The following is a 14,144-nucleotide window of genomic DNA, read 5'->3' on the forward strand; positions in this document are numbered from 1 at the left end:
GACGACGTCGTCCTCCTGGGGTGAGCGGGGCCACCCCGGGAGGCGGCGCGCAGCCGGTAGTCTCGTGGGGTGCCTCGCGGTGACGGACGGCTGACGCACGACCTCGACCCCCATTCCCCTGGTCCCCAGGACGCCTGTGGCGTCTTCGGGGTCTGGGCCCCGGGTGAAGAGGTCTCGAAGCTGACCTATTTCGGCCTGTACGCCCTCCAGCACCGCGGTCAGGAGGCGGCCGGCATCGCGGTGTCCGACGGCTCCTCCGTCGTGGTCTACAAGGACCTGGGCCTGGTGAGCCAGGTCTTCGACGAGGCCACCCTGGGCAGCCTGCGCGGTCACATCGCGGTGGGGCACACCCGGTACTCCACGACCGGCGCCTCCACCTGGGAGAACGCCCAGCCGACGTTCCGCACCACGGGTGCCGGCACCGGCCTGGCGCTCTGCCACAACGGGAACCTGGTCAACACCGCGGAGCTGGCCAGCGCCGCCGCGGACGAGGGCGTGGCCGGGGCGTTCGCCGCGACCACCGACTCCGACCTGATCACCTCGCTGATCGCCGCCAAGCCGGACATGTCCGTCGAGGCCGCCGCGATGGAGGTGCTGCCGCGGCTGCGCGGTGCGTTCAGCCTCACCTTCATGGACGAGCACACGCTCTACGCCGCGCGTGACCCGCAGGGCGTGCGCCCGCTGGTGCTCGGCCGGCTCGAGCGCGGCTGGGTGGTCGCCAGCGAGACCGCCGCCCTGGACATCTGCGGCGCCTCCTTCGTGCGCGAGGTCGAGCCGGGCGAGCTCATCGCCATCGACGAGGACGGGCTGCGCAGCCAGCACTTCGCGGTCGCCCAGCCCAAGGGCTGCGTGTTCGAGTACGTCTACCTCGCCCGGCCGGACACCACGATCTCCGGCCGCACGGTGCACGCCGCCCGCGTCGAGATCGGCCGCCGGCTCGCCAAGGAGCACCCGGTCGACGCCGACCTCGTCATCCCGGTGCCCGAGTCCGGCACCCCGGCCGCCGTCGGCTACGCCGAGGCCTCCGGCATCCCCTACGGCCTGGGCCTGGTGAAGAACTCCTACGTCGGGCGCACCTTCATCCAGCCGAGCCAGACCATCCGGCAGCTGGGCATCCGGCTGAAGCTCAACCCGCTGCGCGACGTCATCCGCGGCAAGCGGCTGGTCGTCGTCGACGACTCGATCGTCCGCGGCAACACCCAGCGCGCGCTCATCCGGATGCTGCGCGAGGCCGGCGCGCTCGAGGTGCACGTGCGGATCGCCTCGCCGCCGGTGAAGTGGCCGTGCTTCTACGGCATCGACTTCGCCAGCCGCGCCGAGCTGGTCGCCAACGGGCTGGACATCGACGGCGTCCGCGCCTCGATCAACGCCGACTCGCTGGGCTACGTCTCGGAGCAGGGCCTCATCGCCGCGACCGAGCAGCCGGCCAACCGGCTGTGCACCGCCTGCTTCACCGGGCAGTACCCGATCCCGCTGGGCGAGCCGGAGGTCCTCGGCAAGCACGTGCTCGAGGGCATCGGCCGCCGGGCGATCGGCGAGGAGCAGGTCGCGGTCAGCGGCTGGACCGGTCAGCAGGCCGGCAGTGCGACCGTGCCGGGGGGCGCGGCCGAGGCGCTGGCGCGCCCGTGACCGAGACGACAGCGAGCGAGCACCGCAGGGAGCGCCAGCGACCGAGGAGCGGAACGAGCGCGGAGTCGAGCCGATGACCGACGGCGAGTTCACCTACGCGGCGTCCGGCGTCGACATCGACGCCGGTGAGCGCGCGGTCACGCTGATGCGGGCGGCGGTGGAGAAGACCAACCGCCCGGAGGTCGTCGGCGGGCTCGGCGGCTTCGCCGGCCTGTTCGCGCTGGACACCGCGAAGTACCGCAAGCCGCTCCTGGCCTCCTCGACCGACGGCGTCGGCACCAAGATCGCGCTGGCCCGGGCGCTCGACCGGCACGACACGGTCGGCATCGACCTGGTCGCGATGGTCGTCGACGACCTGGTTGCCTGCGGTGCGGAGCCGCTGTTCCTGCAGGACTACGTGGCCTGCGGTCGGGTGGTGCCGGAGCGGATCGCCGCGATCGTCACCGGCATCGCGGCCGGCTGCACCCAGGCCGGGGCGGCCCTGGTCGGCGGCGAGACCGCCGAGCACGGCGACCTGATGGACGCCGACGAGTACGACCTGGCCGCCACCGCGGTGGGGGTCGTGGAGGCCGACGCCGTCCTGGGGCCGGAGCGGGTGCGCGAGGGCGACGTCGTGGTGGCCATGGCGTCGTCGGGGTTCCACTCCAACGGCTACTCGCTGGTGCGCCGGGTGGTCGACCGGGCCGGCCTCGACCTGGCCGCCACCCCGGCCGGGCTGGACCGGCCGCTGGGCGACGCGCTGCTCGAGCCGACCCGGATCTACGCCCTGGACTGCCTGGCGCTGGTGCGCGAGCTCGGCGTGGAGACGGTGCACGCCTTCGCGCACATCACCGGCGGCGGGCTGGCCGGCAACACCGCCCGCGTCGTCCCGCCCGGCCTCGAGGCCGTGCTGGACCGCAGCAGCTGGGCGCTTCCGGCGGCCGTGCGGCTGTTCGAGGAGCACGGCGTGCCGCGCACCGAGTCCGAGCGGGCGTTCAACTGCGGCGTCGGGATGGTCGCCGCCGTCGCCCCGGAGCAGGCCGACCGTGCGGTCGCCCTGCTCACCGAGCGCGGCGTGCCCTCGTGGGTCGCCGGCACGATCGGGGCCACCGACGGCGAGCCCGCGGCCCGGCTGGTCGGCACCTACCGCTGACCTCGCCGTCGTGGTGAGGGTCCGTCGGAAGTCGAGCTCTGCCCACAGTGGTGGGCAGAGCTCGACTCTGCTGGAGACGACTCTGCTGGAGACGGCTCTGCTGGAGACGGCTCTGCTGGAGACGGCTCTGCTGGAGACGGCTCTGCTGGAGACGGCTCTGCTGGCGAGGGCGGAGCGGGGACCGACGTCCTTCACCAGGTCAAGGCCGGGGGGACCGCACGGATCGGCTCCCGTGCGGGGGCAAAGGGTCCCCAGCGCACGACAGCACCGCCGCCCCCAGAGGGGAGCAGCGGTGCGTTCGTGTGAGGAGTGCTGAGCCGTCAGGCCCAGGTCAACGGCTGGCTGCCCAGTCGTCGTCCTCGTCGTCCTGTGACCACGTGGCCAACGGGTCGTCCTCGTCGTCGTCCTTCGGACCCCGGCTGGGGAACGACGACGGCTGACCAGCGAGCTCACGCTGGAGGGCCGTGAGGTCGGTGTTGGGTGAGCTGTACTTGAGCTCACGGGCCACGCGTGTCTGCTTGGCCTTCGCTCGGCCGCGCCCCATGGCTCGACCCCCTCGTGACGGAGTGCGGGTCGTCCAGCACTGGGCTGGACGGCCCGTGTGGCGACCCCGACTGAGTGACTGTGTCCTGGAGCGAGCTTACGACACGGATCGGTCACGGGCACGCGTCGCACCCCTGAGCCCCCCCGTCCGGAGGTGTCAGGTGACCGGGGTCTCACCCTGAGGGCCTCCGGCGGGCCTCATCGCGGCAGCCGGATGGTCGCCAGCCGCCCCACCGAGCGCATCCGCTCCTCGGCGAGCCGGTCGGCGGCGACGGCGGGGGAGACGCCCTCGGACTCGGCCGCGGCGAAGACCCGCACCGCCACGTCGAAGATGGTCGTGGCCTTCGCCTCGGCCCGGGCGAAGGAGAAGCCGTGCCGCTCGTCCTCGACCTGGATGACGCCGCCGGCGTTGACCAGGTAGTCGGGCGCGTACAGCACGCCGCGGTCCTCGAGCAGCTGCGCGGTGCCCTCGTGGGCCAGCTGGTTGTTCGCCCCGCCGCAGACGATCTCGGCGGGCAGCACCGCGACGGTCTCGTCGTCCAGCGCACCGCCCAGCGCGCAGGGGGCGTAGACGTCGTGCGGCGTGCGCACCAGGGTCGCGGTGTCGGCGACCGCGCGGGCCTGCGGGTGCCGGGCCAGCAGCCGGTCCACCGCGGCGGCGTCCACGTCGGTGACGACGACGTCGGCGCCGTCCTCCACCAGCCGGTCGACCAGGTGCGACCCGACCTTGCCCACCCCGGCGACGGCGACGGTGCGCCCGGCCAGCGTGGGCTTGCCCCAGCGGTGCTGGGCGGCGGCGCGCATGCCCTGGAAGACGCCGAAGGCGGTGAGCACCGAGGAGTCGCCGCAGCCGCCGTAGACCTCGGAGCGGCCGTGGGCGAACCGGGTCTCCCGCGCCACGACGTCCAGGTCGGCGTTGTAGGTGCCGACGTCGCAGGCGGTCAGGTAGCGGCCGCCGAGCGCCTCGACGAACCGGCCGTAGGCGCGCAGCAGCGCCTCGGTCTTGTCGGTCCGCGGGTCGCCGATGATCACCGCCTTGCCGCCGCCCAGGTCGAGCCCGGCGAGGCTGTTCTTGTAGGCCATCGCGCGGGAGAGCGCGAGGGCGTCGGTCACCGCCGCCTCCTCCGAGGCGTAGGGGAAGAAGCGCGTGCCGCCCAGTGCCGGACCCAACGCCGTCGAGTAGACCGCGATCACCGCGCGCAGTCCCGACTCGGGGTCGGAGCAGAAGACGACCTGTTCGTGCCCGGAGGCCATCACGTCCACGGTCGGCAGCCTAGGCGCGGCGGAGGGGCGGTGACTGGTGCGCGCAGCACAGCCGCGGCCCTCCGGATGGGTGGCCGACGACAACGAGCTGGTATCGCTCCGGAGGCGGATGGCGGTGTTCCGGCTCGGGCCAGGCATGATCAGGGGCTGACGACAGGCGCCGGGTCAGCCCGGTGCCGCACACTCCCCTGCGGGTGGGCTCTGACACGAGGGCCACCCCGGAGGAGGAGACCGGCGGGGCAGCGCTGCGCCGTGGACACAGGAGGACACCCGACGATGGCCCGACGCACCCGGCTGCTCGCGCTCGCCCTGGCAGCCCCCCTGCTGCTCAGCGCCTGCTCCACCGACGACTCCGGCTCCGGCGACGGTGGCGGGGGCGACAGCGGCGGCAGTGCTGCCGCCGACGGCGACCTCAGCTTCGCCGTCGTCACCCACGGCTCCGCCGGCGACGCCTTCTGGGACGTCGTGCAGAAGGGCGCCGAGGCCGCCGGCGAGGACCTGGGCGTGAGCGTCGACTACCAGAGCGACGGCGACCCGCAGCGCCAGTCGCAGCTCGTCCAGGCCGCGGTGAACCAGGACGTCGACGGCATCGTCGTCTCGATGGCCAACCCCGACGCCCTGCAGGACTCGGTCGAGGCCGCGGTCGCCGCGGGCATCCCGGTCATCACGATCAACTCCGGCGCCGAGCAGTCGGCGCAGTTCGGTGCCATCGGGCACGTCGGCCAGGACGAGGCGATCGCCGGGCAGGGCGCCGGCCAGCGGCTCGCCCAGGACGGCGCGACGAACGTGCTCTGCGTCGTCCACGAGGCCGGCAACATCGGGCTCGAGCAGCGCTGCGACGGCGCCTCCCAGGGGCTGGGCAGCGAGGTGCGGCTGCTGCAGGTCGACATCAACGACCTGCAGGCCGCGCAGTCGACGATCACCTCGCAGCTGCAGAGCGACCCGACCATCGACGCCGTGCTCACGCTGAACTCCGGCGTCGCCTCGGTCGCCGCCGCGGCGGCCTCCGACGCCGGCTCCGAGGCCGAGATCGCCACCTTCGACCTCAATGGCGACGTGATCTCCGCGATCCAGGACGGCTCGATCTCCTTCGCCGTCGACCAGCAGCAGTACGAGCAGGGCTACCTGCCGATCGTGATGCTGAAGCTCTACGCGCAGAACCTGAACACCGTCGGTGGTGGTCAGCCGGTGCTGACCGGTCCGGGGATCGTCGACTCGACCAACGTCGACGAGATCGCCGACCTCGCCTCCGCGGGCACCCGCTGACGAGGCTGGAGAACCCATGAGTGCCACCCGGGAGGCGCCGGTCGAGCGGCCGGTGCGTGCCGACGAGCGGCTCGCCGCCGTCGGCATCTGGCGCCGGCTGCTGGTCAAGCCCGAGCTCGGGTCGCTGATCGGCGCCGTCGTCATCCTGGCGTTCTTCTCCGCCCAGTCCGACGTCTTCCGCGGGCTGAGCGGGATCGCGAACTGGCTGGACGTCGCCTCGACGCTGGGCATCATGGCGGTCGCGGTCGCGCTGCTGATGATCGGCGGGCACTTCGACCTCTCCGCCGGCGTGCTGACCGGCACGACCGCGCTGACCGTCGGCATCGTGGCCACCGAGCTGGACCAGAACATCTGGGTGGCGATCGGGGCGGCGCTGGTGCTGGCCCTGGCCATCGGCTTCGCCAACGGCTGGCTGGTCACCCGCACCGGCCTGCCCAGCTTCATCATCACGCTGGGCACCTTCCTGATGCTGCAGGGCCTGAACCTCGGCCTGACCAAGCTGTTCACCGGCACGGTCGTCGTCCGCGGCATCGCCGAGGCCCCCGGCTACCACTCGGCGGAACTGCTGCTGGCCTCCACGATCAACGTGTTCGGGCAGCCGTTCCGGGTGGCGATCGTGTGGTGGCTGCTGGCCACCGCCGTCGCCAGCTGGGTGCTGCTGCGCACCCGCTTCGGCAACTGGGTCTTCGCCACCGGCGGTGACGAGGTCGCCAGCCGCAACGTCGGCGTCCCGGCCCGGCGGACGACGATCACGCTGTTCATGACGACGGCGGCCGCGGCCTGGCTGGTCGGCTCGATCACCGCCGTCCGGCTGACCTCGGTGCAGGCCAACACCGGCACCGGTCAGGAGCTGATCTACATCGTCGCGGCCGTCATCGGCGGGTGCCTGCTCACCGGTGGGTTCGGCTCGGCGATCGGGGCGGCGCTGGGTGCGCTGGTCTTCGGGATGACCCAGCAGGGGATCGTCTACCTGGACTGGGACGCCGACTGGTTCTACTTCTTCCTCGGGGCGATGCTGCTGCTCGCGGTGCTCACCAACCGGCTGGTCCGCCGCTACGCCGAGGCGGCCCGGCGATGAGCACCGCGGTGGGCCGGTCCGACGACGCACCCCTGCTCGAGCTGCGCGGCATCGGCAAGGACTTCGGCTCGGTCATCGCGCTGGACGACATCTCCACCACCGTGCGGGCCGGTCAGGTCACCTGCGTGCTCGGCGACAACGGCGCGGGCAAGTCGACGCTGATCAAGGTGCTCTCCGGCGTGCACCGCCCGACCCGGGGCGAGCTGCTGCTCGACGGCCGGCCGGTCGAGTTCGACGCCCCGCGGGAGGCGCTGGACGCCGGGATCGCGACGGTCTTCCAGGACCTGGCGATGATCCCGCTGATGGCCATCTGGCGGAACTTCTTCCTCGGGTCGGAGCCGACGACCGGCTGGGGCCCGTTCCGGCGCTTCGACAGCGCCACGGCCAAGGACGTCACCCGCCGCGAGCTGGCCGCGATGGGCATCGACATCCGCGACCCCGACCAGCCCGTGGGCACGCTGTCCGGCGGAGAGCGGCAGTCGGTCGCGATCGCCCGGGCCGTGCACTTCGGTGCTCGGGTGCTGATCCTCGACGAGCCGACCTCGGCGCTGGGCGTGAAGCAGGCCGGCGTGGTCTTGCGCTACATCGCGCAGGCGCGGGACCGTGGTCTCGGGGTCGTCTTCATCACGCACAACCCGCACCACGCCCACCCGGTGGGCGACCGGTTCCTGCTGCTCAACCGTGGCCGCAGCATGGGCGACTTCGCCAAGGGCGAGCTGTCCCGCGAGGAGTTGACCACGATGATGGCCGGCGGTGACGAGCTGACCGAGCTCGCCGAGGAGCTGGAGCGCCCCACCGGTCGGTGACCGGTTCGTGTTGTGGTTGCGCCGCGTGTTGTCTTTGTGACTCACGGTGCGAGTGCGACTCTGGCTGAGCTCACCCGTCCATCCCTCTTCCCCAGGGAGCGACCATGTCGCAGCACCCGCTGCGCCCGTCACCGGTGCTCGCGCGCCGGAGCCGGAGGCCCGCCGTGCCCCGACGCCCGTCCCGGCTGCTCGCCGCAGCCCTCGCCACCGTGGTGGCCGGTGCGGTGCTGGCCGGTGGCGGCGTGGCGCTCGCTGCCCCGGAGAACCCCAGCGACCAGCAGCTCGGCGACGCCCGGGTGGCCCAGGACGCGGCCGCCGCCGAGGTGGGCCGGATCGCCGGGCTCGTCGCGGCGGCCCAGTCGCAGCTGGAGCAGGTGCAGGTGCAGGCCGAGGCGGCCGGCACCGCCTACCTGCTCGCCGAGGAGGCCCGGCTGGCGGCCGAGTCCGCCGCGGAGCAGACGGCGCGCGACCTGCAGGCGGCCGCCGACGCGGTCGCCCAGGCCCAGCTGCGGATCGCCGACTTCTCCCGGGACAGCTACATGAACGGCGCCACGCTGGCCGGCGAGATGGCCCTGCTGGACGCCGAGGGCCCGGGCGAGCTGGTGCGCAAGGCCGCGCTGCTGGACTACGTCGCCGACCACCAGGTCGACGTCCTCGGCCTGCTCGAGGCCGCCCAGCAGCAGCAGGCGGCCGCGGACGCCGCCGCCCAGGCGGCCCGCGCCGAGAAGGTGGCCACCGAGGCGGCCGCCGCCTCGGCGAAGGCGGAGGCCGAGGCCCAGGTCGCCAACCAGCAGGCCGCCGTCGCCCAGGTCACCGCGCAGAAGGCGGCCCTGGAGCAGCAGCTGCAGGCCGCCCAGGTGCGGCTGCTGGAGCTGCAGGGGGCCCGGGACGCCTACCAGGCCTGGCTGGCGCAGAAGGCCGCCGAGGAGGCCGCCGCCCGGCAGGCCGAGGAGCGGGCCCGGGCGCAGGCCGCCGCGGAGGAGCAGGCGGACACCGGCGGGCAGGGCTACGTGCGGCCGGCCCGGGGCGTGACGACCAGCTGCTTCGGCGCCCGCTGGGGCGTGACCCACTTCGGCGTCGACATCGCCGCCCCGATCGGCACCCCCGTCTACGCCGCGGCGTCCGGCGTCGTCCAGCGCGCCGGCACCGCGACCGGGTTCGGCTACGCCGTCTACATCCGGGGCGACGACGGGGCGGTCACCGTCTACGGGCACGTCAACGAGTACTACGTGAGCGCCGGGGAGCGGGTCTCGGCCGGCGAGCAGATCGCCGAGGTGGGCAACCGCGGCCAGTCGACCGGTCCGCACCTGCACTTCGAGGTGCACCCGAACGGCGCCATGTACAGCGGCCAGGTCGACCCGGTGCCGTGGCTCCGGGCCCGCGGGATCTCGATCAGCCGCTGCTGACACCGACGGCCCGGCGCCTCCTCGCGGAGGTGCCGGGCCGTCGTCGTCGGGGGATGGGTCAGCTCGAGGGCGCCGCGGCGCCGCAGTTGGCCGCGGCGTAGGTGCCGATGCCGGCCGTGGCGGTGGTGAGCTGCTCCTCGAGCCCGCCCAGCGAGGCCTGCAGCTGCCCGGCGGCCGCCGGGTCGGTGACGTCGATGTCGGAGGCCGCGCCGGCCAGCTGCTGGATGCCGTCGACCAGGGTGCCCCAGTCGCCGGCGACCTCGGGCGGCGCCTCGACGGCGGCGTACTGGTCGGCCAGCCGCTGGAGCGCGGGGCCGAGCTGGGTGGGATCGCTGGCGGCCTGCTCGACGCTGGCGTTGACCGACTCCTCGAGCGTCACGGCCTGGCTGCAGAAGGCGGCGACCTGCTCGCTGGAGGCGCTGCCCCCGGCGGGGGCGTCGCTCGAGCTGGGCGCGGTCGACCCGGCGGCGGCCGAGCTGGAGCTGCTGGAGCTGCCGGAGCCCGACGAGCCGGCCCGGGCCGACGGCTCCTCGTCGGAGCCGCCGCAGGCGGTGAGCAGCACGACCGCGGCGGCGGCGGACAGACCTGCCTTCAGCAGGGTGGCGGGTGCACGCATGGGCACCACGCTAACTGCCCGCGACGGCCCGGCTCCGCCGTGTGGTGGGTCCGGGCCGTCGTCGGGGCGTGCAGGTCAGGCGTTCTCGCAGTTCGCCGTGATGTAGGCGTCGACGTTGGTCTGCGCGTCACCGGCCTGGGCGCCCAGGTCGGTGACCGCCTGCTCCACGGCGGCCTGCCCCTCCGGGGTGGTGAGGTCCACGCTGTTGACCGCGTCGCGCAGCCCGGCGAGGGCCTGCTGCGACGCCGCCCAGTCGGCGCTGATCTCGGCGGGCGCCTCGATCTGGCCGATGGCGGTGACGGCGGTGTCCAGCGCGGCCGGCAGGTCGGCCGGGCTGGCGCCGGCGGCGTCCAGGGTGTCGCTGAGCTGGGTGAAGGCCGCCTCGGCCTCGGTGCAGAAGGCCTGCACGTCCTCGTCGGCGGAGCCGCCGCCGCCGCCGGCGGAGGTGGCGGCGGAGCTGGAGCTGGAGCTGGAGCTGGACGAACTGGAGGAGCTCGTGGACGCCTCGGACTGCTCGTCGTCGGAACCGCCGCAGGCGGTGAGCAGGAGCAGGGCGGCGGCGGCGGAGAGGCCGCCCTTCAGCAGGGTCGCGGGTGCTCGCATGACCAGGACGCTAGCGTCCGCAGCGGTGGCGGCGCCCGATCGGCCGCCGTCCTCACCCGTGTCGGTGACTGCCGGCGTACCGCAGCCGGCCGGGCCGCGGACGGCTAGCGTCCCCCCGGTGAACGCACCGGTGGACCCGCGCTCGGGGTGGGACCTGCCGGTCCCGGGCGGCATGCCGCGCACCGCGGAGCTCGAGCCCCTCGTCGCCCGGGTGCTGGCCCCCAACCCCTCGGGGATGACCCTGGACGGCACCAACACCTACGTCGTCGGCGAGCCCGGCAGCGGGCAGGCCGTCGTCGTCGACCCGGGGCCGGCGGACGCCGCGCACCTGGCCGCCGTCGAGGGCGTGCTGGCCGCCCGGGACGCCCGGGTGGTGGCCGTGCTGGTCACCCACCACCACGGCGACCACGCCGAGGCGGCGCAGCCGTGGGGTGCCCGCTTCGGTGCCCCGGTCGCCGCGGCCGCCGCGCACGTCGCGGGGCCGGCGGGCCGGGTGCTCGCGCCGGGGGAGCAGCTGCGCCTGGCCGGGACGACGATCGGCGTCGTCGGCACCCCCGGGCACACCGCCGACCACCTGGCGTTCCGGCTGGAGTCCGGCGCGGTGCTGGTCGGGGACCACGTGCTGGGCCGGGGGACGTCGGTGGTGACCCACCCCGAGGGCGACGTGGTGGCCTACCTGGAGTCGCTGCGACGGGTGCACGACCTGGGCCCGGCGGCGCTGTACTGCGGTCACGGGCCGGAGCTGACCGTCGACCCCACGGCGGTGCTGGACTTCTACCTCGCCCACCGGGCGTTCCGGGAGGAGCAGCTGCTCGCCGGTCTCGCCGCGGGCCCCCGCACCGTCGACGAGCTGGTGGCCGAGGTGTACGCCGCCGTCCCGCAGGCGCTGTGGCCGGCCGCCGCCCAGTCGACCCGGGCCACGCTGGCCAAGCTGGTCGCCGAGGGCCGGGTGGCGCCCCGCGCCGGTGACGCCGTCGCGCTGGCCGGCCCCGGGTGAGCACCGAGGAGTGGGACGTCGTGGTGGTCGGCGCCGGCTCCTCCGGGTGCGCGCTCGCCGCCCGGCTGGTCGACGCCGGCCGGCGGGTGCTCGTGCTGGAGGCCGGTGCGGACCACCCGCAGCCGGCCGACTTCCCGGCGACCCTCCGCGACGCCGCGACCCTGGGCGCCGCCACCCCCGGCCACCCGGCGAACTGGAGCTACACCGCCCAGCTGGCGGAGGACGTCAGCTACCCGGTGGTCCGCGGCCGGGTGCTCGGCGGCTCCAGCGCGATCAACGGCAGCTACTTCGTCCGCGGCGCCCCGGCCGACTTCGACGGCTGGGCCGCCGCCGGCAACGACCTGTGGTCGGCCGCGGCGGTGCTGCCCGCCTTCTGCCGGTCCGAGGCCGACGCCGACTTCGGGCACCGGCCGGGGCACGGGACCGACGGGCCGGTGCCGGTGCGCCGCAGCCGGCCCGACCACCCGGTCCCCGACGCGTTCGCCGCCGCCTGCGAGGAGCTGGGCTTCCCGGCCGAGCCGGACAAGAACGCCGGCGGCCCGGCCGGGCACGGCCCGATCCCGCTCAACGTCGCCGACGGGGTGCGGGTCAACGCGGCGATGGCCTACCTCTCGCCCCGGCGCGGCTCGCCGCTGCTCACCGTCCGGGGCGGCACCCGGGTCACCCGGGTGGTGGTGGAGGGCGGCCGTGCCGTGGGCGTGCAGACCGCGGACGGCGTCGTCCGGGCCGGCGAGGTGGTGCTCGCCGCCGGCGCGGTCGCGACGCCGCACCTGCTGATGCTCTCCGGGATCGGCCCGGCCGAGCAGCTGCGGGCGGCCGGGGTGCCGGTGCTGGTCGACGCCCCCGGGGTGGGCGCGGAGTTCACCGACCACCCCGACCTCTACGTGACCTGGCAGCCCGGCCGCCGGCTGCCCACCCCCCGCGGGATGCTGCCGCTGGCCACCGCGCTCAACACCGCGGCCACCGGGTCGGGGCAGGTCGCCGACCTGGAGGTGATGCCCTGGCTCAAGCCGTTCTCCAAGGTGCTGCTGGACCGGTCGTCGGGCGGGCCGCTGGCCGGGGTGGGGGAGGCGGTGCGCCGTTCGGCGGGCACGCTGCGCGCGCTGCGCGGCGCGTCGCTGCACCGGCTGCTCGACCAGGCCCGCCGGCGGGACGACCTCTACCTGGCGGTGGCCCTGCAGCAGGAGGAGAGCCGCGGCCGGCTGACCCTCACCAGCGCCGACCCCGGGGTGCAGCCGCGGATCGAGCACCGGTACCTGACCGAGGCCGCCGACCGGCGCCGGCTGCGCGAGGGGGTCCGGCTGGCGGCCGAGCTGCTGCGGACGGCGGCGTTCGCCCCGCTGGTCGCCGAGCGCACCGGGCTGCCCGACGAGGTGCTGGCCGACGACCGGGAGCTCGACCGGTGGACCCGCCGGCACCTGGCCACCGCCATCCACCTGGCCGGCAGCGCGCGGATGGGGCCGGAGAGCGACCCCGGGGCCGTGGTCGACCAGCGGCTGCGGGTCCGCGGCGTCGAGGGGCTGCGGGTGGTGGACACCTCGGTCATGCCGCAGGTGACCTCGCGCGGGCCGGCGGCCACCGCGGTGATGATCGGCGAGCGGGCCGCCGAGCTCTGGTGACCCCGCTGCGACGCTCCGCCCGGGGCGCGCGGAGAGCCGGTCCGTCGTCCGTCCGGGTGCCGTTGCAGCGGGGGAGCGCACCTCGGACGTGCGCGGGTCGTATCTTGACCGCATGAGGTCGACGGGTCCCCGAGCGCTGCCCCGCGCCCGGTGCCCGCTGGCCGGAGCCGGGTCGTGAGCACGCCGCACCAGCCCGACGCGCCGCCCGCCCCCGCCGTCCCCGCCGGGGGAGCGCTGCCCGGGCGCGCCGCCGCGCCGCACCTGGACCCCGCCGTCGCCGGGCTCACCGAGCAGCCGCCCACCGCACGCCGGCGCTGGCCGTGGCAGGGCCCGCAGGCCGAGCAGCCCAGCTCCGCCGACGTCGCGGCCTGGACCGCGACGCTGCAGACCCCGGTGCCCTCCCCGCGCCGGATCGGGGTGGTGGCGCTCAAGGGCGGCGTGGGCAAGACCACGCTGTCGGTGCTGCTGGCCGGCACGCTCGCCCGCGCCCGCCAGGACCCGGTGCTGCTGTTCGACGCCGACACGACCTTCGGGTCGCTGGCGCTGCGCACCGGCGTGCCGCTGTCGGCCAGCGCCCACGAGCTCGCCGCCGCCGGTGACCCGGGGCGCTTCGACGTGCTGGCCGGGGCGCTGGCCCGCTCCGCCGACGGCGCCTGGGTGCTGCCCAGCGGCCGTGACCCCGAGCAGAGCGCCGCGCTGACCGAGCAGGTCTACATCGGCGCGATGAACGCCGTGTTCCAGCACTTCGCCGTCATGGTCACCGACTGCGGTGCCGGGCTGGCCACCCCGCTGATGCGCCGGGTCGTCTCCGGCTGCCACAGCTTGGTGCTGGCCACCTCCCCGAGCGTCGACGGCATCCTCGCCTCGCACAACGTGCTGCGCTGGCTGCGCTCCAGCGGCTTCGCCGGGCTGGCCGACCGCAGCGTGGTGGCGCTGACCAACGTGCCCGCGGACGGCGCCGGGGTCGACGTCACCGAGACGGTGGCGCGGTTCGGGCCGCTGGCCGGTGACGTCGTCGCCGTCCCCGCCGACCGGCACCTGGCCCAGGGCGGCCGGCTGGACCTCGACGCGCTCTCCGGCCCGACCCGGACGGCGGCCGTCCGGCTCGCCGCCTCGGCGCTCGGCGCCGCGCTCGCCGCTCCCTGACCTGCCGGGCGGGGTCCACGCGGTCCGATAGCGTGCCGCC

The 14,144-nt window shown here is 75.1% G+C and carries 13 protein-coding genes; 9 read left to right on the forward strand and 4 right to left on the reverse strand.

Going from position 1 to position 14,144, the window contains the following annotated elements; all coding sequences use genetic code 11:
- The first annotated feature begins 69 nt into the window (after window positions 1-69).
- Together purF and purM are read left to right on the forward strand one after the other, a co-directional pair.
- Window positions 70-1,629 carry an amidophosphoribosyltransferase gene (gene purF, locus FHX36_RS17820; protein ID WP_110551085.1) on the forward strand — a complete coding sequence of 520 codons (1,560 nt, stop codon included), beginning with the start codon at window positions 70-72 and terminating at the stop codon, window positions 1,627-1,629.
- A 73-nt stretch (window positions 1,630-1,702) separates the two neighbouring features.
- Window positions 1,703-2,761, forward strand: coding sequence for a phosphoribosylformylglycinamidine cyclo-ligase (gene purM / locus FHX36_RS17825; RefSeq protein WP_110551084.1), 1,059 nt, complete (start codon window positions 1,703-1,705; stop codon window positions 2,759-2,761).
- 331 nt (window positions 2,762-3,092) lie between these two features.
- Here the strand turns inward: purM and FHX36_RS17830 are convergent, their stop codons facing one another.
- Window positions 3,093-3,305, reverse strand: coding sequence for a DUF3073 domain-containing protein (locus tag FHX36_RS17830; RefSeq protein WP_110551083.1), 213 nt, complete (start codon window positions 3,303-3,305; stop codon window positions 3,093-3,095).
- 197 nt (window positions 3,306-3,502) lie between these two features.
- A complete protein-coding gene (locus FHX36_RS17835) occupies window positions 3,503-4,558 on the reverse strand; it encodes a Glu/Leu/Phe/Val family dehydrogenase (RefSeq protein ID WP_110551082.1) in 1,056 nt (351 codons plus the stop codon).
- A gap of 285 nt (window positions 4,559-4,843) precedes the next feature.
- Between FHX36_RS17835 and FHX36_RS17840 the strand changes: the two genes are divergently transcribed.
- From FHX36_RS17840 to FHX36_RS17855, 4 genes are all read left to right on the forward strand, one after another.
- A complete protein-coding gene (locus tag FHX36_RS17840; protein WP_110551081.1) occupies window positions 4,844-5,833 on the forward strand; it encodes a sugar ABC transporter substrate-binding protein in 990 nt (329 codons plus the stop codon).
- Between the two features lie 16 nt (window positions 5,834-5,849).
- Window positions 5,850-6,911, forward strand: coding sequence for an ABC transporter permease (locus FHX36_RS17845; RefSeq protein ID WP_110551080.1), 1,062 nt, complete (start codon window positions 5,850-5,852; stop codon window positions 6,909-6,911).
- Entirely contained in the window at window positions 6,908-7,717 is an 810-nt protein-coding gene (locus tag FHX36_RS17850) for an ATP-binding cassette domain-containing protein (protein WP_110551079.1), read from the forward strand. The genes FHX36_RS17845 and FHX36_RS17850 overlap by 4 nt, the downstream gene beginning before the upstream one ends.
- A 104-nt stretch (window positions 7,718-7,821) precedes the next feature.
- Window positions 7,822-9,123 (forward strand): M23 family metallopeptidase, encoded by a 1,302-nt coding sequence (locus FHX36_RS17855; RefSeq protein ID WP_110551078.1) that lies wholly within the window; start codon window positions 7,822-7,824, stop codon window positions 9,121-9,123.
- A gap of 58 nt (window positions 9,124-9,181) precedes the next feature.
- On the opposite strand, the gene FHX36_RS17860 is transcribed toward FHX36_RS17855, so the two are convergent.
- Window positions 9,182-9,739: a hypothetical protein gene (locus tag FHX36_RS17860; protein ID WP_110551077.1), complete on the reverse strand. Its 558-nt coding sequence runs from the start codon at window positions 9,737-9,739 to the stop codon at window positions 9,182-9,184.
- Between the two features lie 75 nt (window positions 9,740-9,814).
- Complete coding sequence (locus FHX36_RS17865; RefSeq protein ID WP_110551076.1) at window positions 9,815-10,342, reverse strand: hypothetical protein; 528 nt, start codon at window positions 10,340-10,342, stop codon at window positions 9,815-9,817.
- A gap of 118 nt (window positions 10,343-10,460) precedes the next feature.
- Between FHX36_RS17865 and FHX36_RS17870 the strand changes: the two genes are divergently transcribed.
- The 3 genes from FHX36_RS17870 (at window position 10,461) to FHX36_RS17880 (ending at window position 14,104) form a co-directional block, all read left to right on the forward strand.
- Complete coding sequence (locus FHX36_RS17870) at window positions 10,461-11,339, forward strand: MBL fold metallo-hydrolase (RefSeq protein ID WP_110551075.1); 879 nt, start codon at window positions 10,461-10,463, stop codon at window positions 11,337-11,339.
- Complete coding sequence (locus FHX36_RS24035) at window positions 11,336-12,958, forward strand: GMC family oxidoreductase (RefSeq protein WP_110551074.1); 1,623 nt, start codon at window positions 11,336-11,338, stop codon at window positions 12,956-12,958. Before FHX36_RS17870 ends, FHX36_RS24035 begins: the two co-directional genes overlap by 4 nt.
- A 174-nt stretch (window positions 12,959-13,132) precedes the next feature.
- Window positions 13,133-14,104: a nucleotide-binding protein gene (locus FHX36_RS17880; RefSeq protein ID WP_183513958.1), complete on the forward strand. Its 972-nt coding sequence runs from the start codon at window positions 13,133-13,135 to the stop codon at window positions 14,102-14,104.
- Window positions 14,105-14,144: the final 40 nt, after the last annotated feature.

Origin of the sequence: Modestobacter versicolor, assembly GCF_014195485.1 — a bacterium.
GTDB lineage: Bacteria > Actinomycetota > Actinomycetes > Mycobacteriales > Geodermatophilaceae > Modestobacter > Modestobacter versicolor.